Genomic DNA, 25960 nt, shown 5'->3' with positions numbered 1-25960 from the left:
TTAGCTGTTTCCTTTTTCTGAAATGAGTGTTTAATTACTCGCCAACGCTTAGTTGATGTAGAGAAATTTGTTTGCATATACTCTCTACAGCTAGCATTAGCGATCGCATTAATTCAGAATTCTCGCTGTAATCTACGGGCGTTAGATTGGCAACTCGCTGGCTTTGGGTCAGGTTTAATTCCCGTCCCCATTCTTTGGGCGTACTACTATTTTTGTAAAGAGCGATCGCTGTACCCTGTTCTTGATTTAGTAGCGAAAAGCAGGGAATATCGGACTCTCCATCACCAACATAAATCGCTTGCGTCAGAGGAATACGAAGTTCCTCAGCGGGTACGTCTCGATAAACAAAAGTTTGACCGTCATCTTGATGATGCTCAATTCCTTTTGCCAGTTGAAAGAGATAGCGAGTTTTTTCAGTATGCGTAACGATTTTTTTCAAAAACTCAATTCCGCCATTTTTATTATAAGAAAACTCACACCCCCACATTGCTTTAAAATGAGGAGCAATGCAATTATGGCGGGCAATCTCCACCATCCCGCAAGTAATTAGGTAAAATTCAACCTCTACTTTAGGATTAATTTGGTGGGCGCTTTGTCGCAGGCGATCGAACATTTGAGTCACGCCATCAAACGGCTGTAACCGATCGCCAAAACTAGCAATATATTCCTTGGTTATCTTGTTGCCCTGGCGTTTTGATTCCTCAATTAAAGCATAGAATCGTGCCAGAATCTTATCCCAATCGCTTTCAACTAAGGGCTGAATTCGTTCTTGGCGGAACTTCAAAGCATCAATATCTAAACTTTCTAATAAACTATCGACGGTATCCGGTACGAGGGTATCGTCAAAGTCAAAAACAACTGCGATGCGGTTAGAAAAAGGTTTGGTTGCAAGAGTCATAAGGTAATAGCTTTTATACACATCAACTAACAACCGCAACTTGATAGTTGCGACTTTCCCAGTTTTGAGAATCAATCCAGAAGAAGGTGAAATGAATTGGAGATGAATGCTTAGAGTCAATTGAAATATCCACAAAATCAATGTCAAGAGCCGTTGCTGTTGAGTCAGTGTCATTTACCGTTTGCCAGTCATCTTTTGACCAGCGCAAGCGAAAGGGAACCAACGTTTGAATTCGTAGGGTGTATCCCTGCTTCACAGTGGAGACTTGACGGTTGAATTTCCAAATTTCTAAACAACGATGAGAGTTACGATCGCCTTGGTAGCGTGCTGCGACTTCTGGTATCCACTCAAATACTTGTCCATCTCTAGCTGATCGCAGCAGCATGATGTATTCGGCGTGCGCCCATGCCAACGGCATAGCCGAACCTGTAGGTTTTCCCAGATATAGGTAAGCTTCGGGACGATCCGCTTCATCCCAGATTTGTTCGGGCAGCAATCCTGTATCGGAAGCAAAGCCTTCCATTGCTTGGATGAAGGGCTGAGGATCGCGCCCTGCGGCTAGTTCGTAATGCCCGCGCTCTCCTGTAAGTAGGGGCCATGCCCGCCCCTTGCCTCCAGTAATAAAAGAATCGCCATCCTCTCGTTGTCCGTAGCCATCGTGGTTGTAGCGATGCCAGCAGGAACCAAAAGGCGTTTCTACTTTCAGGACAGCATCTACAACTTTTAGGGAATCAACTATCACAGGGTCATCGGGCTGGCGAATGCCGTAGCGCACCAGTTCTAGAAAACCTGCATCGACAATTTCTTTAGCGGGAAATTGCCACTGACTACCAGGCGGACGATTGCTAATAACTAGCATTCCCCGATCTGGGTCTTCATTCGGTTGCGGGTTGTGAATATCTACAGGGTTAATTCTGATGTAGTGGCGTTTGATTTGGGGAACTAAAGTTCCCTCAGTCGTCACCGTCCAAGCTTCGATATGACTTTCGAGAAAATCGGCATACTCTTCCATAAACAGAGCAGTATTTTCATCTCCCCGTTCACGAGCATAGGTAGCAGCACAGATCAAAGCTGCGATATTCGAGGCAAGAGTTGAAGGTGAGTAGCCGCTCGCTTCCTCCCAGCGTTCCTGTTGAGTAGCGGGACCGTGACGGATTAAGTACCCAGCTGCCCCCATCACCATTGGATAGGGGTCAAACTGGCGCAGGACTTTGTGGCGATAGAGTCGCCACGCTAGCATGATTGGGAAGGCAACCTGATCGAGCTGAATTCCTGTCCAGTAGGGGTCGCCATTAATCCAGAAGTTTTGGGCAAAGCCACCATCTGCTTGTTGGCTGGCAGCTAGATAGATTAATGCTTCTAGAGCTGTTGCTTTGTGTCCAGCCGCTAACAATGCCGTGACGCTGCTTACCATGTCGCGGGGCCAAACGAGATGGTAGCCTCCCTGCTGGTTATCGCTGTGCGCCTCGCCCCAAGGAATTGATAGAGAGGCGATTAATGCACCGGGATAGATTTTGTCCTCGTGTGCTAGGAGCAGGTTGAAACTGCTGTGATACAGATTGCCGCGATCGCCAGAAACTTCTTGTAGTGGTAAGCGATGTTCGCAGGCACTTTGCCACTGGTTGATATAGAGCGATCGCTTTTCCTCAAAAGGAATATCTAGAGACAGCAACAAAGTTGTCACTGTGTCGTGCAGTTGTCTACCAAAGGCAAGCCCCAAGGTAAATTCCTGAAAATTTTGCACGTCGATTTCGGCTGTCAAGGCAATATTCCCTGCTTCAGCCAAGGGGAACTCCCAGTCCATCTGCAAGTTATCTACTAAGTCTGTCCAACCATCACTGACACCAACATAGCCACAAGAGAGGCGAGTCAAGGGAACAGTTGCTGTCATTGCCAGCCAGTTATCGCCTTCTTCGGCAGTTAAAATTTTCCGTCCTGCCACTTCCACCACAGCAGCGCTGTCATTCCAGCCCCCAATGCTTAAATGAGGGGCGCACAGCACATAAAGCCGCAGTTTCGCCAGCCAATCGGGATCTCCTGTAAGTTTTGTGTGCTGCAAAATACAGGAATCTTGGGGATCGGCAATAATTTCCTTAGTAATGGTGTAGCGTCCCTCTGGGTCAGAGTTAGTAATTCGGTATCCTAAAACGTCAGGGGCGATGCGCTCAGTTTTGGTGTAGAGATGACGCTTTTCTTCATGCAGAAAGCTTTCACCATCGGTAATTAGATATTGTAAATCCTGAATTTGCGGGCGATCGATGGTGGGATAATAAACCTCATTCAAAATACCATTGGAGAGCGTAAACCAAACTCGACTGGCGGCGCTATAAGCAGTTCCTACCCCGTCTTTGTTACCTTGAGTCCAACGGGGTTCTACACCTGGTTGCCCAAAAGCCTTACTTTGCTCGTGCAATTGTGCCATGCTTAATCCCAAATCTACAATTGTATTGATATGCTCTGAAGTAGACGCTTTCCCAAGCAAGCGGCACTTTAAAACCCGAGATTCCCAGAGCGATCGCTCCTTTGTCTAATGACACCGACTTCAGCCCGATGAGCTACCCGATCCGATAAATCCAAGCAACTGAAGCAAGTAGATAACTGCAAACACAGCGAAGAAGATTCCGGCAACAGCCGTTCCACCAAAAATAAACTTGGACGGACGCAGTTCCTTTGGTAGCATTCGGTGATTGAGGTAGAGCGTTAGTCCGGCAACGATAGGAATGTGGGCGGCTTCAATTGCGCCTGCGGTTTGCAGCAAGCCAATAGGTTGACCGAAAAACAGGTAAACGGCGATCGGTAAAGCTACTAGCAGCACGATAATGTAGAAACGCTGTAAGAACTTTTCATTTGTCCAACGCCCTCTTACCCCAAATCCTTGTAAAAGAATTTGCGTGCCATCGGCAAACATCCGCCCAAAACCATCTTCTACGGAAAGGACAGTGCTACAGAAGGTGATGAATACGATCGCGATCATAAACCAGAAGCCAAACGGTCCCCAAATATCGCCTAATAATCGCCCCAGAGTTTCCGCCACCTGATTTTCTCTTGGTACAAGTCCCTGCGGACGCAGCAATTCAGCACCGAGAATCAGGAAAGACAGTGCCGACAATAATGCACCTACCACAGCTAAGGTGTTAGCTAGGAGCGTTAGACCCATCCAGCCTTGCAACTTTTTTTTCTCCCCTTGGTCGAGTTGCTTGGGGTCTATCCTCTCTCTGCCCTTAACGCTAGCAGCACCATAACCTCTGGCTTCTACCCAGTAGGAGTACCACATCAACCCCGCTGCTCCAGCTAGCATAAAACCCAACCAAGGCAGGATTTCTTCATACTGTACGTTTTGCGGGATTTGCGGCACTAGTCCATTTGCTAGTTGGCGAAAGCTGGGAAAAACAAAAAGCGCAGCTGCTACCACTGCAATTGTGCGGGCAATTCCCACATAAGAAGAAATCTTTTCAACTACGCTATATTGCCCAAACAAAACAATTGCCGCCGTGACAACGATAATAATCACCGTCCAAAGCTGGAGTGTTCCCCCAGTCACTAAAATTAGTGCTGTAGCAGCAGCGCCCGCAAGTCCGGCAACAGTAGAAACTGCTACCACGGCTTGCGGTAGTAAAATCAGCCATATTGACCAATTTTTCGGACCAGGAAGTTGCTTGAAGCCTTCTAGAATTGTTGCCCCTGTGCAGACTGTAAAGCGCCCCACCTCACCGTTAATGAACCATTTCAAGATCACAGCTGCAAGCAGCGCCCACAGCAGAGAGTAGCCATATAGAGCAGCAATGCGCGGCGTAAACAGCAATTCACCCGATCCCGCGGCTGAAAGCATCCACAAAAAGCTTGGTCCTAGCCACTTTAAGCGCTCTTTGCCTTTGGGTGGCTGCGGCACTTGTGTTACATTGCGATCCTCCTGCTGGGTATCAGTTTGGGATGAAGAATTGCGTTCGTTCCTACTGCTCATCTTCGTGCTACCTCTCTATCGCTTTATTACTAGTGGGTTAATGGCAGGCTATTGGCATAGTTAGACCAGTTGGAAGACACTCAGTTTCAACTGGTCTCGATTAGTTGTAAGAATAAGCTGTAATAGTGGAAAACTGGGGGAGAAGTCTACAAATTGCGATTTAGTTGTCAAAATTAACCAACAACGCCAAACCATGTGTCGCGATCCCTTTCGATCTGCTTGGCTGCTTGTATGTTCAACCGCCATGCTCCGATAAAGGCAGCTATCTCAAACAAAAACAGAATGATGAAACTAATAGAAGATTTGTCGTAAACGCTCAGAAGATAGATCGAAATCCCCAAGAATAAAGGCAACAGATACCATAACCAAACAAGCCTGAGCATACGAGCCTGATGAGTCAAACGATGCTTCCACTTGCCTGGAAACTGAGTGGGAGGGAATGCAGAAATTTCCGATTTTGGGATATGCAGCTTCCATCTGATGATAGTAACATTCAGCAACATCGCCAAGATTATTATGCTGCCGCCAACGAGCGAGAGATTATCTTCTCTGTGCTGAGAAATACCGTAAGCAATATCAAAAGCAAAAATAGCAATGACAGCGAATGCAGCCAGTGTCTCACGGATATTCCGGCGATGAATGCGGTTTAAAAAATTGAGAATCTTTTTCTCTAGTGATTCCGTTTGTCGAGCGAGCATATTTTTCTCCTTTCGAGCCAAGCAATTTGATTTTTTTGATAGGTTTTAAAATCAAAATTGCTCTGAAAATATCTGACATACAGTTATGTTTGAATTAGGCAAAAATCTTGCTTGTTTGCCAAAATTCTCCCCTAGTTTTAACAAGTAAAAATAGAAATTTTTATTTTCAGTGCAGTGCTGGAATTAACATGAATCAATTTAACGGTCTACACCTTGAAGTTATATCCAAATAGTGGAAAACTGGTGGAGAAATTTGAGAGAAAAGCCTCCAGCCAGATTATTCGGGGTTTTTAGCCATGCGAGCCAAACTAGCGACTATGGCAATTAACTCGGCAGCTCGAATTGGTTTAGCAACGTGGAGTTGAAAGCCTGCGGCGATCGCCTCTTGATAATCCTCGACTCTGGCATATGCCGTGAGTGCTACAGCGGGGATAGTGCCGCCCATTCGGGGTTCGAGTTCTCTGATTTTGCGGATCAGCCCGTAGCCATCCTCCCCTGGCAAGCCGACATCGCTGATTAGTACATCCGGTCTTTCTGTTTCGAGTGCCACCATTGCCTCGTCTACCGAATTAACCGCAATGACTCGTGCACCACAAGTTTCCAGCACCGTGCTAATCCATTCGCGCGTATCAGCCTCATCTTCTACAATGAGTACCCGCAGACCGTTGAGAGTAGGAGGATTGTCTGACGACATTGCATCTCCTACAGTTGCGGGTGAGTGCATTTGATCTGCTGCACTGCTGACTTGCACCGAATTTATTGGCGATGCATCCCTCACAGGTAGCTTGACAGTAAATGTAGTTCCTTGTCCCCTACCTGGGCTATTAGCTTGAATGGAACCGCCGTGTAGTTCCACAAGATGACGAGCGATCGCTAAACCCAATCCTAACCCCTTATTTGACCTAGCACTCGTACTATCTGCCTGACGAAAGCGATCGAAAATATATGGGAGAAAATCAGGGCTGATGCCGATGCCCGTGTCGATAACTTGGATCTGGGCATCACAGTGGTAAGTGGTGAATTTTCCTCTGCTCCCTGCTCTCTGCTCCCTACTCCCTTGAGTCAGCCGCACTCCAACTCTTCCGCCTTCAGGTGTGAACTTAACAGCATTGGAGAGCAAATTCACGATTACCTGCTGCAAACGCTCGCTGTCACCCCAGATTAGAAGCGGTGAGCTGTCAGATCCCCGACTCCCGACTCCCGACTCCCGACTACTCGGTTTCGTACCGCTTGAAACCTCACCCTCCACCCGCTTCCCGATTTCTCCTAGCGAGTCCCGCACGAACTCTAATTCAATTTCTTTCTTTACGGCTGTTGGATGCACGACTTCAAGTGCTGCTGTAATAACTTCCACTAAATTAACTTGAGTGAAATTTAACGAGATCTCTCCTCTGATGATGCGGGAAATATCAAGCAAGTCCTCAATCAGTTGTATCTGCCAGCTAGCATTACGTTCGATTGACTCGATCGCCCCAGTTGCCCGACTTTCATCTAGCATCCCCGATCGCAACATCCCCGCCCAACCAATAATTGCTGTCATGGGGGTGCGGAGTTCGTGGGAGACGACTGCTAAAAAGTTGTCTTTGGCACGGTTGGCTGCTTCTGCTTCGGCGCGGGCTGCTTGTTCGCGAAACAGTAGTTGCTCCCGTTCCTCCTCAGACTGTTTGCGCTCGGTCAAGTCTTGTAGAATTTTAGCAAAGCCGCGTAGAGAACCTGCTGCATCTCGGATGGGGGTGACGACACCATGCGCCCAGAACCGCGAGCCATTTTTACAGAGGTGCCAGCGATCGTCCCTAGACATCCCTTCGGCTACAGCTCTACCGAGCGCTTGCTGTGGTACACCCTGCTCGATGTCTTCTGGGGTAAAAATCAGCGATAGCGGTTGACCAATAGCTTCTGCTTCAGAGTAGCCTAAAATACGTTCTGCTCCCACATTCCAACTGGTAATTTGACCGTCTGCATTCATCATGAAAATCGCATAGTTAGTTGCTCCTTCGACAAACAAGCGATAGCGTTCTTCACTTTGATGCAAGTTCTCCTGAGATTGCTGTAAATATTCATAATTGCGCTGGGCTTCTTTGGCGTTAAGCTCGGCTTGGCGTTGGGTAGAACGCAACGTTGCGTTGAGAAAACTAATTAGGAGTGCCACGAGCGCAAATTGCAGCAGTCCAACGATTCCATCTCGATTGAGTACCAGTGAATAAACTGGAGGAATAAAGAAGTAGTTGCAGAGTACAGCAGATAAGACAGTAGCAAATAATCCAGGTCCAATTCCGCCAGACCAGGAACTTACCATCACCGCAGCTAGAAACAGCGGATACAAGTGGGGCTGAATTAGCCACCAGACAAGCTGCGTCAATAGAAAAGCGATGACAACGGCGATCGGGGCGACAGTATAACCTTTAATGTGGGAATACATTATTTTCTATACGTTCTGCATTTTTTAGCTTGCATCTTTTATGTTGACGGTTAATGTTAGAGATTGACTTGTAGCACAAGACAGAAACAATTCACAATTCGCAATAAACGCTCTTACGCTTCGCTACACTACCCCTTCGATACCCGCAAGCTACGTGAACGCAATTAATTACTGACTACACCCCACACCCTACAACCTTTCTTCGGTCGTTGATAACTGGTCACTGGTCACTGGTTACTGATAACTGACCTGTCTTCCCGACTTTTCCACTTTTTTGTTCTAACTTCAAAGACATAAAACGGAAAAAGTTGTGTCTTATGCAAAGCTTTCGACTTGGTTCCATTTCTGGATTTGAGATCCGTGTCGATCTGTCCTGGTTCCTCATTTTCTTCTTAATCTTGTGGACGTTTATCGGCAGTGTATTCCCAGGTAACTACCCTGGACTGTCGCAAGGGACGTATATCGTAATGGGAGTAGTGACAACACTGCTGTTTTTTGCTTCCCTACTGGCTCACGAACTTTCTCACTCTTTTGTTGCTAGAGCTAAAGGGATTTCGGTGGAAGGAATCACGCTGTTTGCCTTTGGTGGCGTGTCCCGTACCCGTATGGAAGCCGAGACTGCTGGTGATGAGTTCCAAATTGCCGGCGTAGGACCGCTTACTAGTGTAGCGATCGCCGTTCTATTTGGTCTGCTCTACTGGATCGGTACGGCTGCTGGCTGGAGCGTGGCTGTCAATGGCGTGACTGGATATCTCGCCTCGATTAATCTCATCCTCGCTATCTTCAATCTGCTACCTGGTTTTCCCCTGGATGGCGGTCGTCTATTCCGTGCCACTGTTTGGAAAATCACGGGGAACTTGAAAAAAGCGACGCGCATTGCTTCATGGGGTGGGAAATTCTTCAGCTACCTAATTATCGCTCTTGGAGTCGTGCAACTGTTTGGCGGTTTAATCCTCAACGGTTTGTGGTTAATTTTCATTGGCTGGTTTTTGAACAATGCGGCTGACTACAGTTACCAACAACTGGTAGTACGGGCGAGTTTAGAAGGAGTGCGAGTACGAGATTTAATGACACCTGCACCTGAGACCGTACCACCTAACTTGATGTTACGAGAGTTAGTTGATGAATACTTTCTCCGGCAGCGTTACCAAGCTTACCCCGTGACTGAGGGCGATCGCCTGCTAGGAATCATCACCCTCAACCGAGTCAAGGATATCCCCCGCGAGGAATGGCATAGCCGCGCCGTTGCAGATACCATGATTTCAGTCGAGCAGGGGATCGTCTCTCGTCCAGAAGAAAATATGACCCAGGTGTTGGAAAAAATGGCAGCATCGGGAGTGCGACGGGTACTAGTTGTCCGTGATGGGAAGTTAGAGGGGATCGTGACTGCGAACGATATAGCTAGCTGGCTGCGGCGCAGACGAGATTTGGGAGAGAAAATGGGATGAATGTTAGGTCAAACGATCGGATTCAGTGCGCTCCTGATTTCCGTACTGGTTGAAACTCCGACAAATCGTTCTCGCGATCGCGCAGCGCAACAGTACGCAACACTTGCAATCGAACCACAAGTCACTAAAGTGGGCGATTACTATGAATTGGCGACTGAGATAGACTGCCAATATTTAGCCCGTAACTTATGTCATATATAATTTCTAGACTTTTATCTCTCTTTAACTTACGTCGAACTCAGGTAAAAAAAGGCAGGCGAAGGAGTACATACAGCCGCTTCAGGGAGTATAGGGGAGGCATATTCAAGACACTTGGTACGCTCAGGCTTGCCTTTGTAGAGTTTTTGACTATCCCAACCTGTACCATCATCGGCTTCCTCCTGCTGGCAGCAGGCTCATATACCCTCGATCGTACCCAGATTGCGTGGCTCGAACCGCTCCGTCATGTCTTAAAATTGCATGTATTTTCCGACACGAACGCGACCAGCAATTTGCTCGGCACAATCTCTAGCGGTATTATTACGATAACGTCGATCACAATCTCGCTGCTGCTGGTGGCGCTACAGCAATCCGCTAGCTCCCTCACTTATCAAGTTTCCGACCAGTTCTTGCGCCGTCCGCTGAATCAATTCTACTTCGGATTCTTCGTCGGTCTTGCGCTCTACGCGCTTGCCACTCTTGCCACCGTTAACGAACCCTTTAATCCGGTGTTCGGCGCAACCCTGGCGCTGCTACTGATTGTTATCGCACTTTACCTACTGCTCCTGCTACTCTACACGACCATCAACCAGATGCGACCCGTTGTGATTATCGAAGCCATTCACGATCGTATCCTGGCGGCGCGAGAGCATCAACTACACCTGATTCAAAAAACTCGGCGAGCGTCACGCTACAAGGGAGCTGTTAGGATGCTGGTCACGGCGACAAGGCATGGATCGGTAACTCACATTGATATTGATAGCATTGGTGCTGTTGTTAAGGATGTACAGGGTGAAGTCGAGATCGTTCTACTGGTGTCAATCGGCTCGTACGTGGCGTTCCAAGATGCGATCGCCCTTTTTCAAGCGCAAACAGACAAAGATGCGGCAAGGGTTAAGCACTGTGTGCAAGACGCTATTCGTCTAGAAGTCCAGCGAGACATCGATACTGACCCTGAATACGGAATCGAGCAACTCGCAACGATTGCTTGGACATCAATATCCACCTCAAAATCTAATCCTTACCCAGGGCTGCTGACAATCCACAGTCTGCGGAATATATTGGCTCAATGGTCGATTGAGCAGGATGAAGACTCCGACGAGCAGCCTATCCCAGTAGTTTACACGGACAATGTGTTAGCACGACTGATGGACGCGTTCGAGTCCCTGGCAGTTGTCTCCTCAGAATCGATGCAGCACCAAAATTTCATTGAGGTCGTCCATACGTTTGCCATCATGTTTGACCGCCTACCCCCAGAGCAGCAACAACGGGCAGAGAGCCTTATACTCTGCATCCTATCGGCACTTGGCGACCACGTTTTGACGACTGAACTGGATGCGGCACTTTCCGCTTTGGTCTGCACGCTCAGATCGTCGGCGCGTTTCGATACCGCCGATGCAGTTCAAGTGGCGCAAGACAAGCTTAGGCTTTCTATCGGTAAACTTAACTCTCGCTCAACACGGTCGCTGGGTTGAGGGTAATGCGGCGAGAATCTTGTACAGGCTGAGTTTCACTTCTAGCTAGTTTCAGAGATGGCAAGCATCCGCCTCTAGAAAGAGATAGCCTGATTGAAATTGAAGGGAAATTGAGCAACAAGACTCCACCTTGCTTCGATACTACCAACTTAACTCGGCAGGAGGTGTGTTAACTATGACCAAGGCAACTCGCGATCGCCCAATCTACGTCTTTCGCTTGACGAGCGATATTGCTTTGTATTGGACAAGCTTGAGTATCGTACTGTTTCTAGTTACAGCAGCAGCGATCGCTACTTTTTACCAAGCAATTCATGGCTATGGGAGAGCATGGATTTTCAGTGCCGCAGTCCATTCTCAACAGGCATGGCAGACACTTTTGATCTTGCTCTACTTCCTGGCTATCCCGATCGGTACGTTTATCGTACACGAGCTAATCCACGGTCTTGCTTTTACCGCATTTGGGGGCAAGCCGCGCTATGGAGTCGGGGTTAAGTTTTTCCTGCCTTATGCTTACGCCACTGCACCTGGAACTCGTTTTGAGCGTAATGCTTTTTTGGTCATTTCACTCGCTCCTTTAGTTGTCATCGATGCGCTTGCGCTTCTACTCATGGCTATTTTTCCCCAAGCACCCTGGTTGGGATGGATTGTAATCCTCAACACGAGCGGAGCCAGTGGAGATCTGTGGCTGGCAACGCTACTCTTACGCTGTCCGGCAACAATCGAAGTCGAAGACCGTAAAGCAGGAATTGCAATCTATGCACCTCCTGATGTAAATACTCCTTCGCTACCTTTTGGGCAACCGAGTGGGCAAGTAAGATCTGCAATGTGGCGCGTGTTAAATCTGACTCTCACAGTTGTAGCCCTACTGGTTCTCGTTAGTTTTTTCTTGCCTGTGGTATTCGATATTATAGGAGTGCCTTCGTTCTTCATTGGTACAGAAGGTTTCTGGCTTTTGCGGTGGGAGAGTAGCCCACGGGGATTTAGTCTGGCATTTAACCCGTGGCTCTGGTTAGCGATCGCTGTCCTATTCGGGTTAGTGGGAGTTTTGGTTAAGTCAGCGAGCGATCGCCATGAATAAATGATTGAATTTATCTCATCACTTTTTCTTGCCGCCATCTCACTCTGCACGACTTTTCCACTTTTTCTGCTTATCCTTAAGCATAAATCTCTTGTTTCGAGCGGCAATTCAAATGTACGCTTCCGTTCGTAGAACCATTTAAACAAAATTTTGGTAGACAGATCGTTAATAATAATTACCCAGTAAACATTGATCAAAATCGTACAGTAACTTAAAATTGACAGGGAGAAGAGAAAAGTGACAGATAAAAAGGATAAAAAGATTTTAGTGATTGATGACGAAGATGATATCCGTCAATTAATTCAAACCTGTCTGGAAATTATGGGAGGTTGGCAGGTGCTAACTGCTCGTTCAGGAAAAGAAGGACTACTCTATGCCTTAAACGAACGACCGGATGCCATTCTTCTGGATGTCATGATGCCAGATGAAGACGGACTGACGACTTTGCAAAAACTGCAAAATCACCCAACAATTAGTAATATTCCTGTGGTTTTACTGACAGCTAGGGGGCGTTTTGTCGATCGCGAATTTACTCAACTTGGCGCAAAAGCCGTCCTGAATAAACCATTTAATCCCTTAAAGATAGCCGACCAAATAGCTGCCGTCTTAAATTAAAATATTTCGGCGATCGCGGACAACATTGAAATCCCCAGAGTCAATTATAATTTCTGTTGCAGCTGCACCACAAGTTGAGAGAGGTGTAAAGATTGAGCTTCATCTAGAGAAGCTGTGATGGTTTGCAACTGGTCTTCTATTTCTTGAGCTAGACGCGAAGCTTCAGTAAAACCAAAAGTGCCTAAAGTGCCTGCTAGTTTATGGGCTTCTTGCCGTGCTTGTGAAAGCAATTCATCACCAGGCTGACCTTGTTGTAGCACCTGAGACACTTGTGACAATACGACGAGGCGATCGCTAACTTTAATTTTGAAATCCTCCCTGGCTTTAGCCACAGCCAGCACGATCTGTTGTTGCGCCCAACTTGACTCAATTTGGGATGTTTCTGCTTCTGGTTGACTGAGTATGGAATCTGTTGGGTGGGTTTGAGGCAGAGGCTTGAGGCGATAGCCTAACCCATAAACAGTTTCTATCGCATCTTTGGACGCACCTGCGGCTTTGAGTTTTTGGCGCAAGCTTTTAATATGAGATTTAATCGTGTCTTCTTCCGGTGGGTCGTCTAATGCCCAAAGTTGTTCGACAATCGCACCTCGGCTGAATACCCGTTGTGGGTTACGCATAAATAGTTCTAACAGCGCGTACTCTTTGGGCGATAAATGCAGAGTTTGACCGTTGTAAGCCACCTCACAACTACTGGGGTCAAGACGCAAGTGACCCCAATTTAGCACCGGAGGTAAGACAGCGTTTCCCCGTCGCAACAAAGCGCGAATTCGAGCAGTTAAGACTTCAAAATCAAAGGGTTTGACAACATAATCATCTGCCCCAGCATCCAAACCCATCACTTTATCAGTTTTGGTATCCTTTGCCGTGAGTAGGAGAATGGGCATTTGATAGCGCTCTTGTCGTAACTTTCGACACAGACTGATACCATCCAGCTTGGGTAGCATCAGATCCAATACGATTAAGTCGTAGTTGCTCACCCCCACTAAAGCCCAACCATCTTCACCATCAACAGCAATATCGACTACGTAATTTTGCGTGCCAAGAGCATCTGCTAGAGCTTGAGCGATCGCTTCATCATCCTCCACCAATAAAATTCTCATAACTCGTAGCTCCTAGAGCTAAATGCAAATCGACGACTAGGGGAAAGTGACTAAGCCTACAGATTGTACGGCTGTGCTGTAACTTGAGTCTTCAACCGTAAGGGTTAGATCTAAAGTTGTAAACCTAACTGCGTCACATATTCACTTTTTCACTCGAATGGCTCATCTAGCCACTGGTTACATTTTTAGCAACCAAGATTTTGTCAGCTCTCCACGAGATTTCCACTTTGTAGATCTATCTTCGTACTATCACCACCTCGATCGTTAATTTATAAGTGGTATATCGCTCGCTCTGTAACGCAACTTAACAAAATTGAAATCTACAACATGAGTCGAGCAAAACAGATGTCAATAATTTTCAAATTTTTCTGGCTCGTTTAGATCGCACAAAAGGAGGCAAAATGGTTGTAGGTCATCTCAAACACGCTGTTGGTATATTTCCCAATCGCGTACAAGCAGAACAAGCACTCAGTCAATTGAGAGATAGCGGTTTTCCCATGCAACAAGTTTCTGCTATTGCCAAAGACGCAGCGAGTCGCGATCGACTTGACAATACATCCCAAACCGGAAACCAAGCTGGTGAAGGTGCTAGAGCTGGTGCGATCGCTGGTGGTGCAACCGGAGGTTTACTTGGTTTAATTGAAGGGTTAGCAGTGCTAGCAATTCCTGGGGTTGGTCCCGCAGCCGCCGCAGGTGCAGTCTTAGCAAATACTCTCGTCACAGGTGGAATTGGTGCTGCAATTGGTGGACTTGGTGGAGCGTTAATTGGCTGGGGAATTCCCGAAGAGCAAGCCAAATTTTATCAAAATCGAGTCGCTCGAGGGGATTATTTGATAGTGGTGGAAGGTACGCCAGCAGAGATTCATCGCGCTGAAGCTATCTTGAATCGCTGGGGAATTCAAGCTTGGGGGGTATACGATACACCAAACAGTCATCATGCTGCCAAGAGTAACCATCATCATTCTCAGATGGATATAATTAGCCGTCAGCCAGGGATTGATTGAGTTGTGCGGCAAATTCCCAGTACCCTTAGCATCCTATTTGCAACTATGGATCGAGTCCCTTTTCCAGCTTCAGAGCATCCGCAGCAAGTTCTTTGCGGATACATGAATACTACTAATTTGATTCAGGTTGCTCGGATTGCAAATATTTCTAATTGGTACTTTGAACGAGTTGTTTTTCCAGGGCAACGTCTTTTGTTTCATGCTCCGCCAGATGCTTATTTAGAAATTCACACGGGTAAAATGGCAAGTGCAGTTCTCTCAGATAAAATTAGCTGTCAATCCTTGCAGATCGAGGAGCGGTGAGGCTATCTTTTGGCAGATGATGACTTAACCCTTTAGGCAGATGAATATCTTGCATTTAGTCAAGAAGATGTCAGTAAATGCAAAAGTAATAGCTCTGTCGTAGTTGCAATAAATTTGTCTGATGCTAGCAGGACTAACAAAATAATCTAGCCATTTTTTGGCACAACTGCTAAGAGCCGACAATACAAAGATGAATTAACAAGCACGGCATTGTCAGAGAGAAGATTGCTCGAATTAAAGCATTTTTTCAAAATAGATCGACAAGGATGATTCGCTTCCAAAAACAAACCTTGTTATTTCATCAGAGCTGAGGCTTTAACGACAAAATTTGCACTTTTGTTATTGCATTTGTAACTGTAATTAGGAGAAAACATGGTAACTCAACAGTATAAGCGTGCAGTTGGTGTATTTCGCAGCCGAGAGCAAGCAGAAGATGCACTCAACGCACTCAGAAATTCTGGCTTCTCCATGAATCGAGTGTCTGTATTAGCTAAAGACACAAGTCGCAATGAAGAAATTGCTGGAGTTGACGTACAAAATCGCAACGAGTTTAGAGACTCTAATCGCGCTGAAGATCGCGGCGATAATGAGTCCCAGGAAGGCGCTGGGGTTGGTGCTGTCACGGGTACGGCGTTGGGCGGTATTGGTGGCTTACTCGTAGGTCTAGAAGCTCTAGTGATTCCTGGTGTAGGTCCATTTCTAGCAGGTGGAACTATAGCCACTACCTTAGCTGGTGCTGGGATTGGTGCAGCAGCAGGCGCTATAGTTGGGGCGCTGACTGGTTTGGGAATTCCTGAAGAAGATGCCAAAGCATACAACGAGCAGGTATCTCAAGGCGATTACCTAGTTATGTTAGAAGGTACGGATGAGGAGATTAACCGTGCGGGTTCAATTTTAAGCGATCGCGGCATCCACGATTGGAATATTTACAATATGTCGGGCGATCGCTATGACTCTGGCGTAGCTACCACAGATGTGAATCGCGAGACGCAGAGATATACAGCTTCCACAGATCGTAACGTGGTAGATCCAACCACTACCAGCAATAGCGATGCTGACGTGGTAATTGTCGATCGCCGAGAAGAGAGCCGCTAATCAAATTTTCTTTCACCCCCATGAGGAAAACAGGCGATCGCTTGTTTTCCTTTTTTATGAGTTGGATTCTTGTTCGCTAGATGCTTTTTCCCTTAATTTCAACTGCGAGGCAATAAAAGGCACTTTAGGTGCTAGAAAAAAACCAAATAAACTGGCAAAAAGTACTGGTGTAAATATGCTCAAGCCAGTGAGTTTAGCCAACAGTAAAGTCGTGCTTATAGGAGTTCGCGTTACTGCTGCATTTAATGCTGCCATAGTGCAGATAATTGCCAGTGCCGAATTGAGATCGGGACTCGTAAATGCTACTGCTTTACCGATGCAGGCTCCAGTAAAAAACAGTGGAATAATTATCCCGCCGCGCCATCCACCAGTAACGGTGATGCTAATTGCCAGCATTTTGACAACGGCTATGCCTAAAAGCGCAGACAAACCGAAATCGCTTGTGATAATTGAACCCAGCTCGTGATGCCCGTAATAACGAGTGAGCGGAAATAAAGCTGCTAGTAAACCTAAAACTAAACCCGCTCCAGTTGTTTGTACGTAAATCGGACAGGATAGACGAGCAACTAGGCGATCGCAACAGCGAAATATAGTCACAAATATCCAAGCCGCTGCCGCACCTAAAATTCCATAACCAACTGCTAAAGCAAAGTCATTGACACCTGTTACCTGGTATTGCGGAAAAGTCCAAGTCGGTCCGATTTCTAGACGGGTAATAATGATGAAAATTACGTAGCTAGCACAACTAGAAACAATTGCAGGCAAGATCGCTTCATAGTACTCTAAGACGTATTTGTGATGTAAGATTTCTAAAGCAAAAATCGCTCCACCTAGAGGAGCGCCAAACAAAGCGGTAAAGCCAGCTGCCATTCCAGCGATACTGATAGATCTGAGATTTTCGCCTCGCAATTTGAGGCGATCGGCAACCCATGTACCAAAAGAACCTGTAACTTGAACTAGAGGTGCTTCTGGTCCCGCACTACCTCCAGCAGAGATCCCAATTAAAGAAGCCAGAATCATCGAAGGATTCTCGCGGGTATCCAGTCTTCCCCCGCGAAAGTGAATGTTATCGACAATTAAGCCAATTTCACCAGGATTACCGAGAAAATGAATGACTAAGCCGATTGCCAAGCCAGCAAGTGGCATTACTAATAGTAAACTGTAACCTGTAAAAGCTTCTAAACCGTGAGTCATCCACTCCAGTACTAGCCAGTAGGATGCTGCAAATAAGCCGCACACCACACCTAAGATTGCCCAAAGTAAAACCCAGCGTGAAATTGATAATGGATTGCGCCGCAAATGGGTGGCAATCCATGTGAAAGTCTGGCGTTTTTTCGAGGAGTTTTTTTTTGCTGTCACTTTTTTGGAGAAATAATATACTGCTGAAAACTTTCTTTAAATTGCTGAGAAATGCAATTTATCCGAGCTACTAAACAAGCAAAATTCTAGAGCGAGTGCATCAATGTCACTCGCTCTAGTCTGAAGATATCGCCCAACAGAAATACAAACGGTCTATCAAAAGTAGTATCTTGAACCGAGATTTCGCTCTTCCCCGACTTTTCCACTATTGAGAGCTAGCATCAAACCATCTCACACTCTGGTTCTGGGTTAATTCAAATCCAAGTCAATAGTTTGAGTTGACACAACCCTATTTTTCTGCACGAGTCAGAGGAGAAATTTTCGTTGAAAAAGCTTTTATATATATGAAAAAGCAATCGATAAAATTAGCGGAGTCTATTAAGCGTATTTCACCTAAAACAACTCGCACTTTGTTTGTCTTCATGCTACTCGGTAGCACTGCTGGATGCGTGGGTTTAGAAAACAGACAAGCGACTCAAACACAGCCTTCACCTGTAGAACAATCGGCGAATCTCCAAAACAATGCTAACTTTATTGCTCAGGTTGTCAGAGAAGTAGGACCGGCAGTGGTGCGAATTGATGCAACTCGGAGGGTGGAAGTACCCGCTAGGTCAATCGATCCTTTAATCGAGCGTTTCTTTGGAGAGAACATATTTCCATCTCAGCAACGAGTTCAGCGTGGCGTTGGCTCTGGATTTATTATCAGTCAGGATGGGCGGATACTGACCAATGCCCATGTTGTAGAAAATGCCGATGAAGTTACAGTTGTCTTAAAAGACGGTCGCCGTTTCGCGGGAAAAGTTGTAGGTGCAGATCCGGTTACGGATGTCGCAGTTATTGATGTAGATGCAACAAACTTACCAACAGTGGAACTGGGGAATTCAGATAATATCGTCCCAGGACAATGGGCGATCGCAATTGGTAATCCGTTAGGTTTAAATAATACAGTTACCCAAGGTATTGTCAGTGCTATTGGGCGTAGTGGTTCTGATATTGGGATTCAAGATAAGCGGCTGGATTTTATTCAAACCGATGCCGCAATTAATCCTGGGAATTCTGGTGGACCGTTGCTGAATGCCCAAGGTGCAGTAATTGGAGTTAACACTGCTATCATCGGTGGAGCGCAAGGTTTAGGTTTTGCCATTCCGATTAATACAGCCCAAAGAATTGCCGAGCAGTTAATTACCACTGGTCGAGTCGAACATCCATATATCGGCGTGCGCCTGATCGAGCTAACACCGGAAATTCAACAGGAAATTAACCAGAGTAACAGTGGTTTTAAAGTCGAGCAAGAACGGGGAGTTTTAATCGTCCAAGTTGCTCCTAACTCTCCAGCAGCGCGTGCTGGTCTGCGTCCTGGTGACGTTATTACTCAAATTAATGAAACTGAAATTCAAACTGCCGACTCTGTACAAGACTCTGTAGAAGCAACGAATTTAGGCAAGACATTACAGGTTACAGTCAATCGTAATGGCTCAACTCAACAGCTAACGTTGAAACCAGAACAGTTACCAACCCCCTCTAAATAGAAAAATCTTGGTTGTGGATCGTCAAATCATCCTTTGAGTGATGATTTAGTTTAGAAAACTTGTCATTAATTAAGTGACATACCCTTGCAGGAGAAAGTCATGTCCGAGCTGATCCAAACTTCGCTTCCAACCCCAACGAAACAACGATTTGCTGCAACTTTCCGCGTTGTCAGTCGCTTTAGCTTCTGGATACAGTTGGCGCTCGCTAGTACTTCCGGTATTATTTTAATCTTTGCCGTCTTTAGCCGCAGCCTCAGTGCAGTCACAAATAATGCAGCCATTGGTTTTAGCATCTTTTTTGCTGTAATTGGCGTATTGCTTGCTGCTTTTAGGATATTTTGGGCATTTAGAGGACGGGTTTTAGCTAGACGCTTGCAGTCAAGCGATCGCGGATTGCATCCCAGAAAAGAAGAGGTGATTCAAGCTTTAAAAATTGGCTTGATTGCGAGCTTTGTGGGGTTGTTGTTAGCCTTTATCGCATCGGAAGTCAGCGCGATCGCAATACTTTCACAATCTTTAGCTGTACCCCAAGGTGTAGCTGTGTACCAGCAGGGAAATGTACTTCGTTCGTACGATATTCTTGTCATTTTAGCTAATGTTAATCTAATTGGTACTCACTTAGTTGGTAGTTTGACTTCTTTAGGACTACTCGAATGGATAGACTAATGTTTTGTTTAAAACGGCTTCTAGAGTCACAACTACTCAAATTGGTGTAGTTAAAGTCCTTCTTAAGTAGCAGATTGTTCCAGAGACTAATTTTTCCACGAGTTTTCCACTATTTGAATCTAATCTGAAAGTAGATTCGGTCGAAACGGAAACGATTGAATTCTACACCAGTTCAAACAGTTGAACTTACACCCCCAGTTGAGCGCTCAACTTTTTCTCTTTACTACCTAGGATAGTAAGTGACGATCGCAAACAATAATCTCCATGGCAGGTTCCCTCACTTGAATGAGGCTGGCACTCTTGTCTACGTGTAGACTTTTCAATCGCTGAAACAGTAATGCTGGGTTAAGAGAATAAAATTTTTTGGAAGTTAAGAAATGGCTTTACTAAAGCTGAAAGATATCTATCCACAGATGGCAAGCAGAATCGAAGATAATAGCATCACTGGATTTACTGTATACACAAATAAAGACGAAAAAATTGGTACAGTCAAAGGCATTTTAGTAGATGAAGACACGGGAAAGTTTCAATATTTGATTATCGATCTTGGTCTTTGGATTTTTGGCAAAGAAGTCTTACTCCCGATAGAAAGAGCGCGAGTTAGGGCAATAGAAAGAAGAGTAGACGCTGAAGGATTAACAAAAAAACAAGCAGAGAATCTACCTGAGTTTAACGACGATCTGAAACTCGATCGCGATTATGAAGTTCGCGTCAGTAATGCTTATCGTCCTGCAAACAATAATCCTTCAATTCAACCAGCACCAATAGCAGCAATCGATCCAATAGTATTGAACACTACTGCAACTTTAAGCAAACTAACATGAGTTGCGATTTCAAAAAGTAGCAGACGCGAGCGCCTCTTTTAGCTAATGCAGACTGCACGTAGAGCAAAATAACACACTTTTAATCGGAGTTACAGATGCATCACAAAAATAGAATTCAACCTAAAAAAGTTAGGATAGTAGGAACCGTTTTTGGCAGCTTACTAATTGGCATACCAGCGATTCCTCTGGTAGCATCAGCACAGGGTTCTCAAGTACTCAACCCTTGTCCGAAAATCTACTATGAAGAACCCTTCAATAGTACGCGCCTAGCTCCAGAAGGATGTCCCCCTAATACTGCAACCCGATTATTGAGCGGACAGGGACAAACGGCTCAGCAGCCTGCAGAAGTTACACCTTCTGCACAACCACCATTACCAGAAGCTAGAGCTAATGCAATTGCCTCTGTAATGCCGATGGATGGCAATGTCAACGTGAGATTGAAAAACAATACCAACACTTTAATTACATACGAAGCAATTGGTTATACTGGTCGCCGCTCTTTACCAGGTGGAGAAGAGATAGTGTTGCGTAACTTGCCCGTACCCGTAACCATCACTACAGTACGTCAAGATGACGGGCTAGTTGATGTCACTCCCATAGCTTCCGAAGAAGGGGTACTAGAAGTCTCGTTAAACGAATCAAAGAATTTAGACGATAACGCAGGTGCATTGCGAATTCAAAAAGATGGTCAAGTCTTCTTGAACTAGCAATTTATCAAAAAGATTAGAGCGCAAAATGTCGCACTTCTACTACGAAAACACGAATCAAAAAAAATGTGAGGAGATTTTTCAATGTTAAATAAGTTAAAGAGATTGAATCGCGATCGCTACAACAACATTACTCAAAGATTGTGGCAAACCAAAGGCGCGATCGCTCTAGCACTAATGGCAATAATTCTTCCTGCTTGTAATACCAACGAGTTAGAAGCAAGAACTCCCGCATCTCCAGGGAACGTCACTACAGAGGAAGTTTCTGACAATACTAATAAACTCATCGGTCAAACTGTCACTGTCAGAAGCGAACCGATTAAAAAAATTGGGACGAATACCTTCACAATTAGCGACGAGCAGTTATTTGGTACTGAGCCAATTTTGGTTGTGAATACTTCAGGAGATCCGATTGTTTTACCTCAAGGCGATACCGAAGTGCAAGTTACTGGTAGGGTGACTAAATTAGTAGTTGCTGAGGTAGAGAGAGACTTCGATTTGGACTTAGATCCAGAACTAGAGGTAGAGTATGAAGGCAAGCCTGCAATTATTGCCCAATCTGTTGCTCTAGCACCGGAACCAGGTGAAATTACCAAGAATCCTAATCGATACTATGGCAAGACTATAGCAGTGCCAGCTGAAGTTGAAGAGATCTATAGTCCTAATGCTTTCACTCTCGATGAGGATGAGTTAATTGGTGGTAGCGATCTGCTAGTTTTAAGAGCGAATACAAAAGAAAAACAAACACCAATTCAAGACGACCAGAAGGTTGTCGCTACGGGTGTACTGCGTCCGTTTGTAGTTGCAGATATTGAGCGAGACTACGATTTAACCTGGGATTTGAACTTGCAAAAACAGTTAGAAGCGGAATATAGTAAAAAACCCGTACTTGTGGTTGAATCTGTCTATCCAGTGTCAAGGGAAGACGCAGTGAAATAAGCCGATTGGTAGAGCGAAAATTGTAGGGGTGGGTTCACCAAAAAAATCTGAGTTCAACAAACATTTGAGGTAAACCCGCCCGTACTAAATCCAAATCTAAATTTTCGTGCAGGAGTTATTGTTGGTTTGCCGAGGTAAATCATATGTATGTTAAGAATTTACTGAAGCTACATCCAGAATCGGGAGTCAAAAGTTCTGAAGCGATCGCAGTTGAATCTCAACCCGTTAGTTCAGAAGTTCCCCAACAAAAACTGGATGTAACAGCCATCCCGAATGAAATTTTATTTCTGATTCCAGTGGGGTTCGTTACACTTGGGGTAATTATTGCTTTTAGACTAGCAAAACTTGCCGATAAATTTTCCCATTTCACTTTTAGATTTCCAAATACCTTAGAGGTAATCGGAGATGAAATGTTGACAATTGAATACTTTCATAAGTTTCCCTGTAGAAGCTGTCGTTACTTTGAAAACAATCCTTATCTAAAATGTGCGGTACACCCTGATAACGCTCTCACGGTGCGATCGCTTAATTGCTCCGATTACTGTCCCCAGAGAGAGCATTGTTAGTTCAGTCAATTTGAGTGAAGAGTTAAAGAAGCAAAACAATATAGAATTAACGAGCCAAACTTTATTAAAATAGAATGAATTACATTCAGACATTTTAATCCGTTTGGGATCGAGCCGCTATGTTTGAAGATCCATTAATAGATTGGAATTTGAGGAATTTAACCAGAATTATTTCTGCTTTTTTCTTATTTGGTATGCTATTTATCATAGGTTTTGTTGGCAGAAGATCGCGCGTCGTCTTATTACTAACTATTATGACTGCTGGCTTGCTCTTTTTCTTATTGACAATTAGCCGCAATAAATATGGTTTAGGCTTTTTCAGCCTGAAATTTTGAGAGCGTTTTATGTCAAATTCTTTCTTTTTCTCCCCTCGTCGCTGGTATACTCCATTACTGAGCTTCTCCATAGCACTTGGTATTGGTGCAAGTACTCCCGAAGTCACGCTAGCAATTCCTTGGCTTGATATCTTGCGTCAGGGCGTACAAGTATATCAACTTTATAATGTTTCTAACCGAGAAGAAGTACAGTTGGGTCAGCGGATTAACCAGCAGTTAGTTGGCGAACAGTTTCAACTCTATAATAATGCGCGAGTCAATAGTTACGTCGATCGCATCGGTCAGCGTTTGGCAAAAAATAGCACCCGTCCTGACATCCCTTATACATTTCAAGTCGTCAAAGACGACAGTATCAATGCCTTTGCTACTGCTGGGGGCTATGTTTATGTCACCACAGGTTTACTCAAAGCCGCAGACAATGAAGCACAACTTGCTGGCGTATTGGCGCACGAAATCGGACATATTGCCGAACGACATTTAATCGAACAGATGCGAGAAACTGCGATCGCCCGTGGACTGGCTACGGCTGCTGGGATTGACGACAGTACGGCGGTGCAGTTAGGGGTAGAACTGGCACTACGCCGTCCTAACAGTCGGGAAGATGAATTTGAAGCCGATGCCAGAGGCGTTCAAACATTAGGAAAGGCTGGTTATGCTCAAGTAGCAACGATCGACTTTCTAGAAAAGCTACGCAGCCAACGTTCAACTCCCACTTTTTTGAGTACTCACCCTGCAACAAGCGATCGCATTGCCAGACTGAGAGAAATTATTGACTCCCAACAGGCAAATCGAGGTGAAGGTTTAAATGAATCTAACTATCAGGCACAAACCCAACCTTTAAACTAGTATTGCTCCTAACTATGTAAATAGAACAGTAGTCAAATTGTTTTTAAGGAGACAGTAACGATCTTTGGTTACTGTTAGCGTCTGCAAGTTCTTCTGTTGTTGGTACGTCTACTTGCATTTTGACTTCAGCAAGATTCACAATTTTGATACTCACTTCTAATTTCACATTTTCGGTTGGTACGCCACTTTCTCTCACTCGCTGACTCGCGGTTTGAATCACATGAATTGCTTGGTCAACTGCTGCGTCAATTGCTTCTTCAGTTAGTTCCGAAGTTTTCTCTTGTGTAGTTTCTGCTACTTGATGAATTATCTGCTGTCCCCTTGCTTTAAAAGTATCAGCGAGTGGAGTCATAACTTGCTTATTCTTCCTGAAAAACATTACAGTTAGAATCAACAGTAACGCTGTAGCAATGATGCCAAAAATTGATAAAATTGGACTATTCTGCATTTGATTCATTAGATTTCACAAACTAAAAGACCGAGCGAGACTACCTTGCTCAACTGGAACTGCTGGGAAAATTACGACAGTATACGAGTTGGTCTGATGGCACGTATCCCTTGAAAGGAACTGAAATTGGCACCCAACCGTTTTTCCCTTGACCCGTAAGTATCACTCTCCGTCCGCTAGAAATATATCCTACAGTCTTGCTATTAGTTGAAGGTTCTCGCCGCACGGGAATACCTTTTTGGGCAACAACTCGACGACAAGTACTTGGTGGTGGAGATACCGCCTGACAGCGACCAATCCAATCTGCATAGACATATCCTTTTAAAGGAGCAGAAATTGGCACCCAACCATTTGTAATACCGCCTGCAACTTCCACATTACGTCTGTAGGCAATGACACCGACTGCATTACTATATACTGTTGGTTTTTCTCGCACGTACAACCCTCGCTTAGCAATGACCTGATGACAGCTATAGGATGTTTGTGCCAATGTTTTGTTTGTACTGGTGCGATCGCTCGAATGTTGGGATAAATTCATCGCTACAGAGGGAGTAGCAAAAACTGTCGCACCCAAAAAAAGCGACATCATTAGGGCTGAAAATGCCTGCCGATCGCGTTGCTGTTTCATGAGAATAATTGCCCAAAATACAACTGAAAGTAGTTTTTCTTCTGTTTTGGCAAACACCCAAAAAAAGAGTAATGCTTGCTAAATGATTGGTTTGTTTGGCTCTATTGTGAACGAAAAAGGTGGAAATCTCGTGGAAGCAATATCTTCATTGTGAAGCAAGCGTTAGAGAACGCTTTAATCGAGTAGTTTAAATACGATTTAGCGGGTGACTTCTGACTCCCGTGCTTTCTCTAGCGATCGCCGTTCGGAGCGATCGGGTCCACGACCTTTATGAAACCAGCGATCGCCCAGCGATTCAAATACGATATATAAAATCGGGACGACAAATAAACTTAAAACCGTAGCCACCAGCATTCCGCCAAATACAGCAGTCCCCAAAGATTGACGGCTACCTGCTCCCGCTCCAGTTGCAATAACTAAGGGGAAAATTCCCACCAAAGTAGAAATCGCCGTCATTAAAATTGGTCGTAGGCGTTCTTGCGATGCTTCTAAAGCTGCTTGAGTAATTGATAAACCGCGATCGCGCAGTTGGTTGGCAAATTCTACAATCAGAATTGAATTTTTACTTGCCAACCCAATTAACATTACTAACCCCACTTGACCGTAAACATCATTAGGAAAGCCGCGCAGCGTTAAAGCTATCAACGCACCTAAAATAGCTAGCGGTACAGCTAATAGAATAATCAACGGATCGAGATAATTTTCATATTGAGCCGCTAGGGGATTGAGCCGAGATCCGTGTAAAAAAGTGCCACTTTGCCGCAAATGCTTGCTAGATATAGCTTTTGTCTCTCACTCCCAAGCAATTTTCTCTACTTCTT

Annotated in this window: 24 protein-coding genes and 2 pseudogenes; 16 read left to right on the top strand and 10 right to left on the bottom strand. The window is 45.2% G+C overall.

Annotated elements, in window-relative coordinates; genetic code table 11:
• Positions 1-34: 34 nt before the first annotated feature.
• The 5 genes from H6G17_RS19915 to H6G17_RS19895 form a co-directional block, all read right to left on the bottom strand.
• Positions 35-898, bottom strand: coding sequence for an HAD hydrolase-like protein (locus tag H6G17_RS19915; RefSeq protein WP_192160098.1), 864 nt, complete (start codon positions 896-898; stop codon positions 35-37).
• Positions 899-920: 22 nt separating this feature from the next.
• Positions 921-3320, bottom strand: coding sequence for a glycoside hydrolase family 15 protein (locus H6G17_RS19910; protein WP_192160096.1), 2400 nt, complete (start codon positions 3318-3320; stop codon positions 921-923).
• 120 nt (positions 3321-3440) lie between these two features.
• Complete coding sequence (locus tag H6G17_RS19905) at positions 3441-4859, bottom strand: Nramp family divalent metal transporter (protein WP_192160094.1); 1419 nt, start codon at positions 4857-4859, stop codon at positions 3441-3443.
• Between the two features lie 173 nt (positions 4860-5032).
• Positions 5033-5557: a hypothetical protein gene (locus H6G17_RS19900; protein WP_192160092.1), complete on the bottom strand. Its 525-nt coding sequence runs from the start codon at positions 5555-5557 to the stop codon at positions 5033-5035.
• A gap of 277 nt (positions 5558-5834) precedes the next feature.
• Entirely contained in the window at positions 5835-7976 is a 2142-nt protein-coding gene (locus H6G17_RS19895; protein ID WP_192160090.1) for an ATP-binding protein, read from the bottom strand.
• 317 nt (positions 7977-8293) lie between these two features.
• On the opposite strand from H6G17_RS19895, the gene H6G17_RS19890 reads away from it, so the two are divergent.
• The 5 genes from H6G17_RS19890 to H6G17_RS19870 all read left to right on the top strand — a co-directional run bounded on the left by H6G17_RS19890 (position 8294) and on the right by H6G17_RS19870 (position 12790).
• On the top strand, positions 8294-9424 hold the full coding sequence (locus H6G17_RS19890; protein WP_192160088.1) for a site-2 protease family protein: 1131 nt from the start codon (positions 8294-8296) through the stop codon (positions 9422-9424).
• Complete coding sequence (locus H6G17_RS19885) at positions 9425-9625, top strand: hypothetical protein (RefSeq protein ID WP_192160086.1); 201 nt, start codon at positions 9425-9427, stop codon at positions 9623-9625.
• A 143-nt stretch (positions 9626-9768) separates the two neighbouring features.
• Complete coding sequence (locus H6G17_RS19880) at positions 9769-11097, top strand: DUF2254 family protein (protein ID WP_192160084.1); 1329 nt, start codon at positions 9769-9771, stop codon at positions 11095-11097.
• Between the two features lie 175 nt (positions 11098-11272).
• Entirely contained in the window at positions 11273-12175 is a 903-nt protein-coding gene (locus H6G17_RS19875; RefSeq protein WP_192160082.1) for a DUF3267 domain-containing protein, read from the top strand.
• 237 nt (positions 12176-12412) lie between these two features.
• Positions 12413-12790 (top strand): response regulator, encoded by a 378-nt coding sequence (locus H6G17_RS19870; RefSeq protein WP_192160079.1) that lies wholly within the window; start codon positions 12413-12415, stop codon positions 12788-12790.
• Positions 12791-12834: 44 nt separating this feature from the next.
• Here H6G17_RS19870 and H6G17_RS19865 read toward each other — a convergent pair whose 3' ends face one another.
• Positions 12835-13890: a response regulator gene (locus tag H6G17_RS19865; protein WP_192160077.1), complete on the bottom strand. Its 1056-nt coding sequence runs from the start codon at positions 13888-13890 to the stop codon at positions 12835-12837.
• Between the two features lie 401 nt (positions 13891-14291).
• Here H6G17_RS19865 and H6G17_RS19860 point away from each other — a divergent pair, with 401 nt between their 5' ends.
• The 3 genes and pseudogenes from H6G17_RS19860 to H6G17_RS19850 all read left to right on the top strand — a co-directional run bounded on the left by H6G17_RS19860 (position 14292) and on the right by H6G17_RS19850 (position 16292).
• A complete protein-coding gene (locus tag H6G17_RS19860) occupies positions 14292-14894 on the top strand; it encodes a general stress protein (protein WP_192160075.1) in 603 nt (200 codons plus the stop codon).
• A gap of 45 nt (positions 14895-14939) precedes the next feature.
• Positions 14940-15191: pseudogene (locus tag H6G17_RS19855) on the top strand (DUF1830 domain-containing protein); the annotation flags it as partial.
• Positions 15192-15569: 378 nt separating this feature from the next.
• Complete coding sequence (locus H6G17_RS19850) at positions 15570-16292, top strand: general stress protein (RefSeq protein WP_192160071.1); 723 nt, start codon at positions 15570-15572, stop codon at positions 16290-16292.
• Positions 16293-16346: 54 nt separating this feature from the next.
• Here the strand turns inward: H6G17_RS19850 and H6G17_RS19845 are convergent, their stop codons facing one another.
• Complete coding sequence (locus tag H6G17_RS19845) at positions 16347-17651, bottom strand: chloride channel protein (RefSeq protein WP_192160069.1); 1305 nt, start codon at positions 17649-17651, stop codon at positions 16347-16349.
• Between the two features lie 344 nt (positions 17652-17995).
• Here H6G17_RS19845 and H6G17_RS19840 point away from each other — a divergent pair, with 344 nt between their 5' ends.
• The 8 genes from H6G17_RS19840 (at position 17996) to H6G17_RS19805 (ending at position 24063) form a co-directional block, all read left to right on the top strand.
• Complete coding sequence (locus tag H6G17_RS19840) at positions 17996-19180, top strand: HhoA/HhoB/HtrA family serine endopeptidase (protein WP_192160249.1); 1185 nt, start codon at positions 17996-17998, stop codon at positions 19178-19180.
• A 99-nt stretch (positions 19181-19279) separates the two neighbouring features.
• Positions 19280-19846, top strand: a complete 567-nt coding sequence (locus H6G17_RS19835; protein WP_192160068.1) for a DUF3611 family protein — start codon at positions 19280-19282, stop codon at positions 19844-19846.
• 377 nt (positions 19847-20223) lie between these two features.
• The gene (locus tag H6G17_RS19830) at positions 20224-20670 is read left to right on the top strand and encodes a PRC-barrel domain-containing protein (protein ID WP_192160066.1); all 447 of its coding nucleotides are present in this window, start codon (positions 20224-20226) and stop codon (positions 20668-20670) included.
• A gap of 95 nt (positions 20671-20765) precedes the next feature.
• On the top strand, positions 20766-21377 hold the full coding sequence (locus H6G17_RS19825; RefSeq protein ID WP_192160064.1) for a hypothetical protein: 612 nt from the start codon (positions 20766-20768) through the stop codon (positions 21375-21377).
• 84 nt (positions 21378-21461) lie between these two features.
• Positions 21462-22316 carry a hypothetical protein gene (locus H6G17_RS19820; protein WP_192160062.1) on the top strand — a complete coding sequence of 285 codons (855 nt, stop codon included), beginning with the start codon at positions 21462-21464 and terminating at the stop codon, positions 22314-22316.
• Positions 22317-22459: 143 nt separating this feature from the next.
• Positions 22460-22882 carry a hypothetical protein gene (locus H6G17_RS19815; protein WP_192160059.1) on the top strand — a complete coding sequence of 141 codons (423 nt, stop codon included), beginning with the start codon at positions 22460-22462 and terminating at the stop codon, positions 22880-22882.
• Positions 22883-23001: 119 nt separating this feature from the next.
• On the top strand, positions 23002-23217 hold the full coding sequence (locus H6G17_RS19810; protein ID WP_192160057.1) for a hypothetical protein: 216 nt from the start codon (positions 23002-23004) through the stop codon (positions 23215-23217).
• Positions 23218-23226: 9 nt separating this feature from the next.
• Positions 23227-24063 carry a M48 family metallopeptidase gene (locus tag H6G17_RS19805; RefSeq protein WP_192160055.1) on the top strand — a complete coding sequence of 279 codons (837 nt, stop codon included), beginning with the start codon at positions 23227-23229 and terminating at the stop codon, positions 24061-24063.
• 43 nt (positions 24064-24106) lie between these two features.
• Here the strand turns inward: H6G17_RS19805 and H6G17_RS19800 are convergent, their stop codons facing one another.
• The 3 genes and pseudogenes from H6G17_RS19800 to H6G17_RS19790 all read right to left on the bottom strand — a co-directional run.
• Positions 24107-24415, bottom strand: coding sequence for a hypothetical protein (locus H6G17_RS19800; protein ID WP_206757167.1), 309 nt, complete (start codon positions 24413-24415; stop codon positions 24107-24109).
• A gap of 145 nt (positions 24416-24560) precedes the next feature.
• Complete coding sequence (locus tag H6G17_RS19795) at positions 24561-25196, bottom strand: SH3 domain-containing protein (RefSeq protein WP_192160053.1); 636 nt, start codon at positions 25194-25196, stop codon at positions 24561-24563.
• Between the two features lie 141 nt (positions 25197-25337).
• Positions 25338-25859 (bottom strand): annotated as a pseudogene (locus tag H6G17_RS19790) (efflux RND transporter permease subunit); the annotation flags it as partial.
• Positions 25860-25960 lie beyond the last annotated feature (101 nt).

Source organism: Chroococcidiopsis sp. [FACHB-1243] (assembly GCF_014696895.1).
Classification (GTDB): domain Bacteria; phylum Cyanobacteriota; class Cyanobacteriia; order Cyanobacteriales; family Chroococcidiopsidaceae; genus Chroococcidiopsis.
The sequence above is the reverse complement of the archived record's forward strand: the minus strand, read 5'-3'. Positions and strand labels throughout refer to the sequence as shown.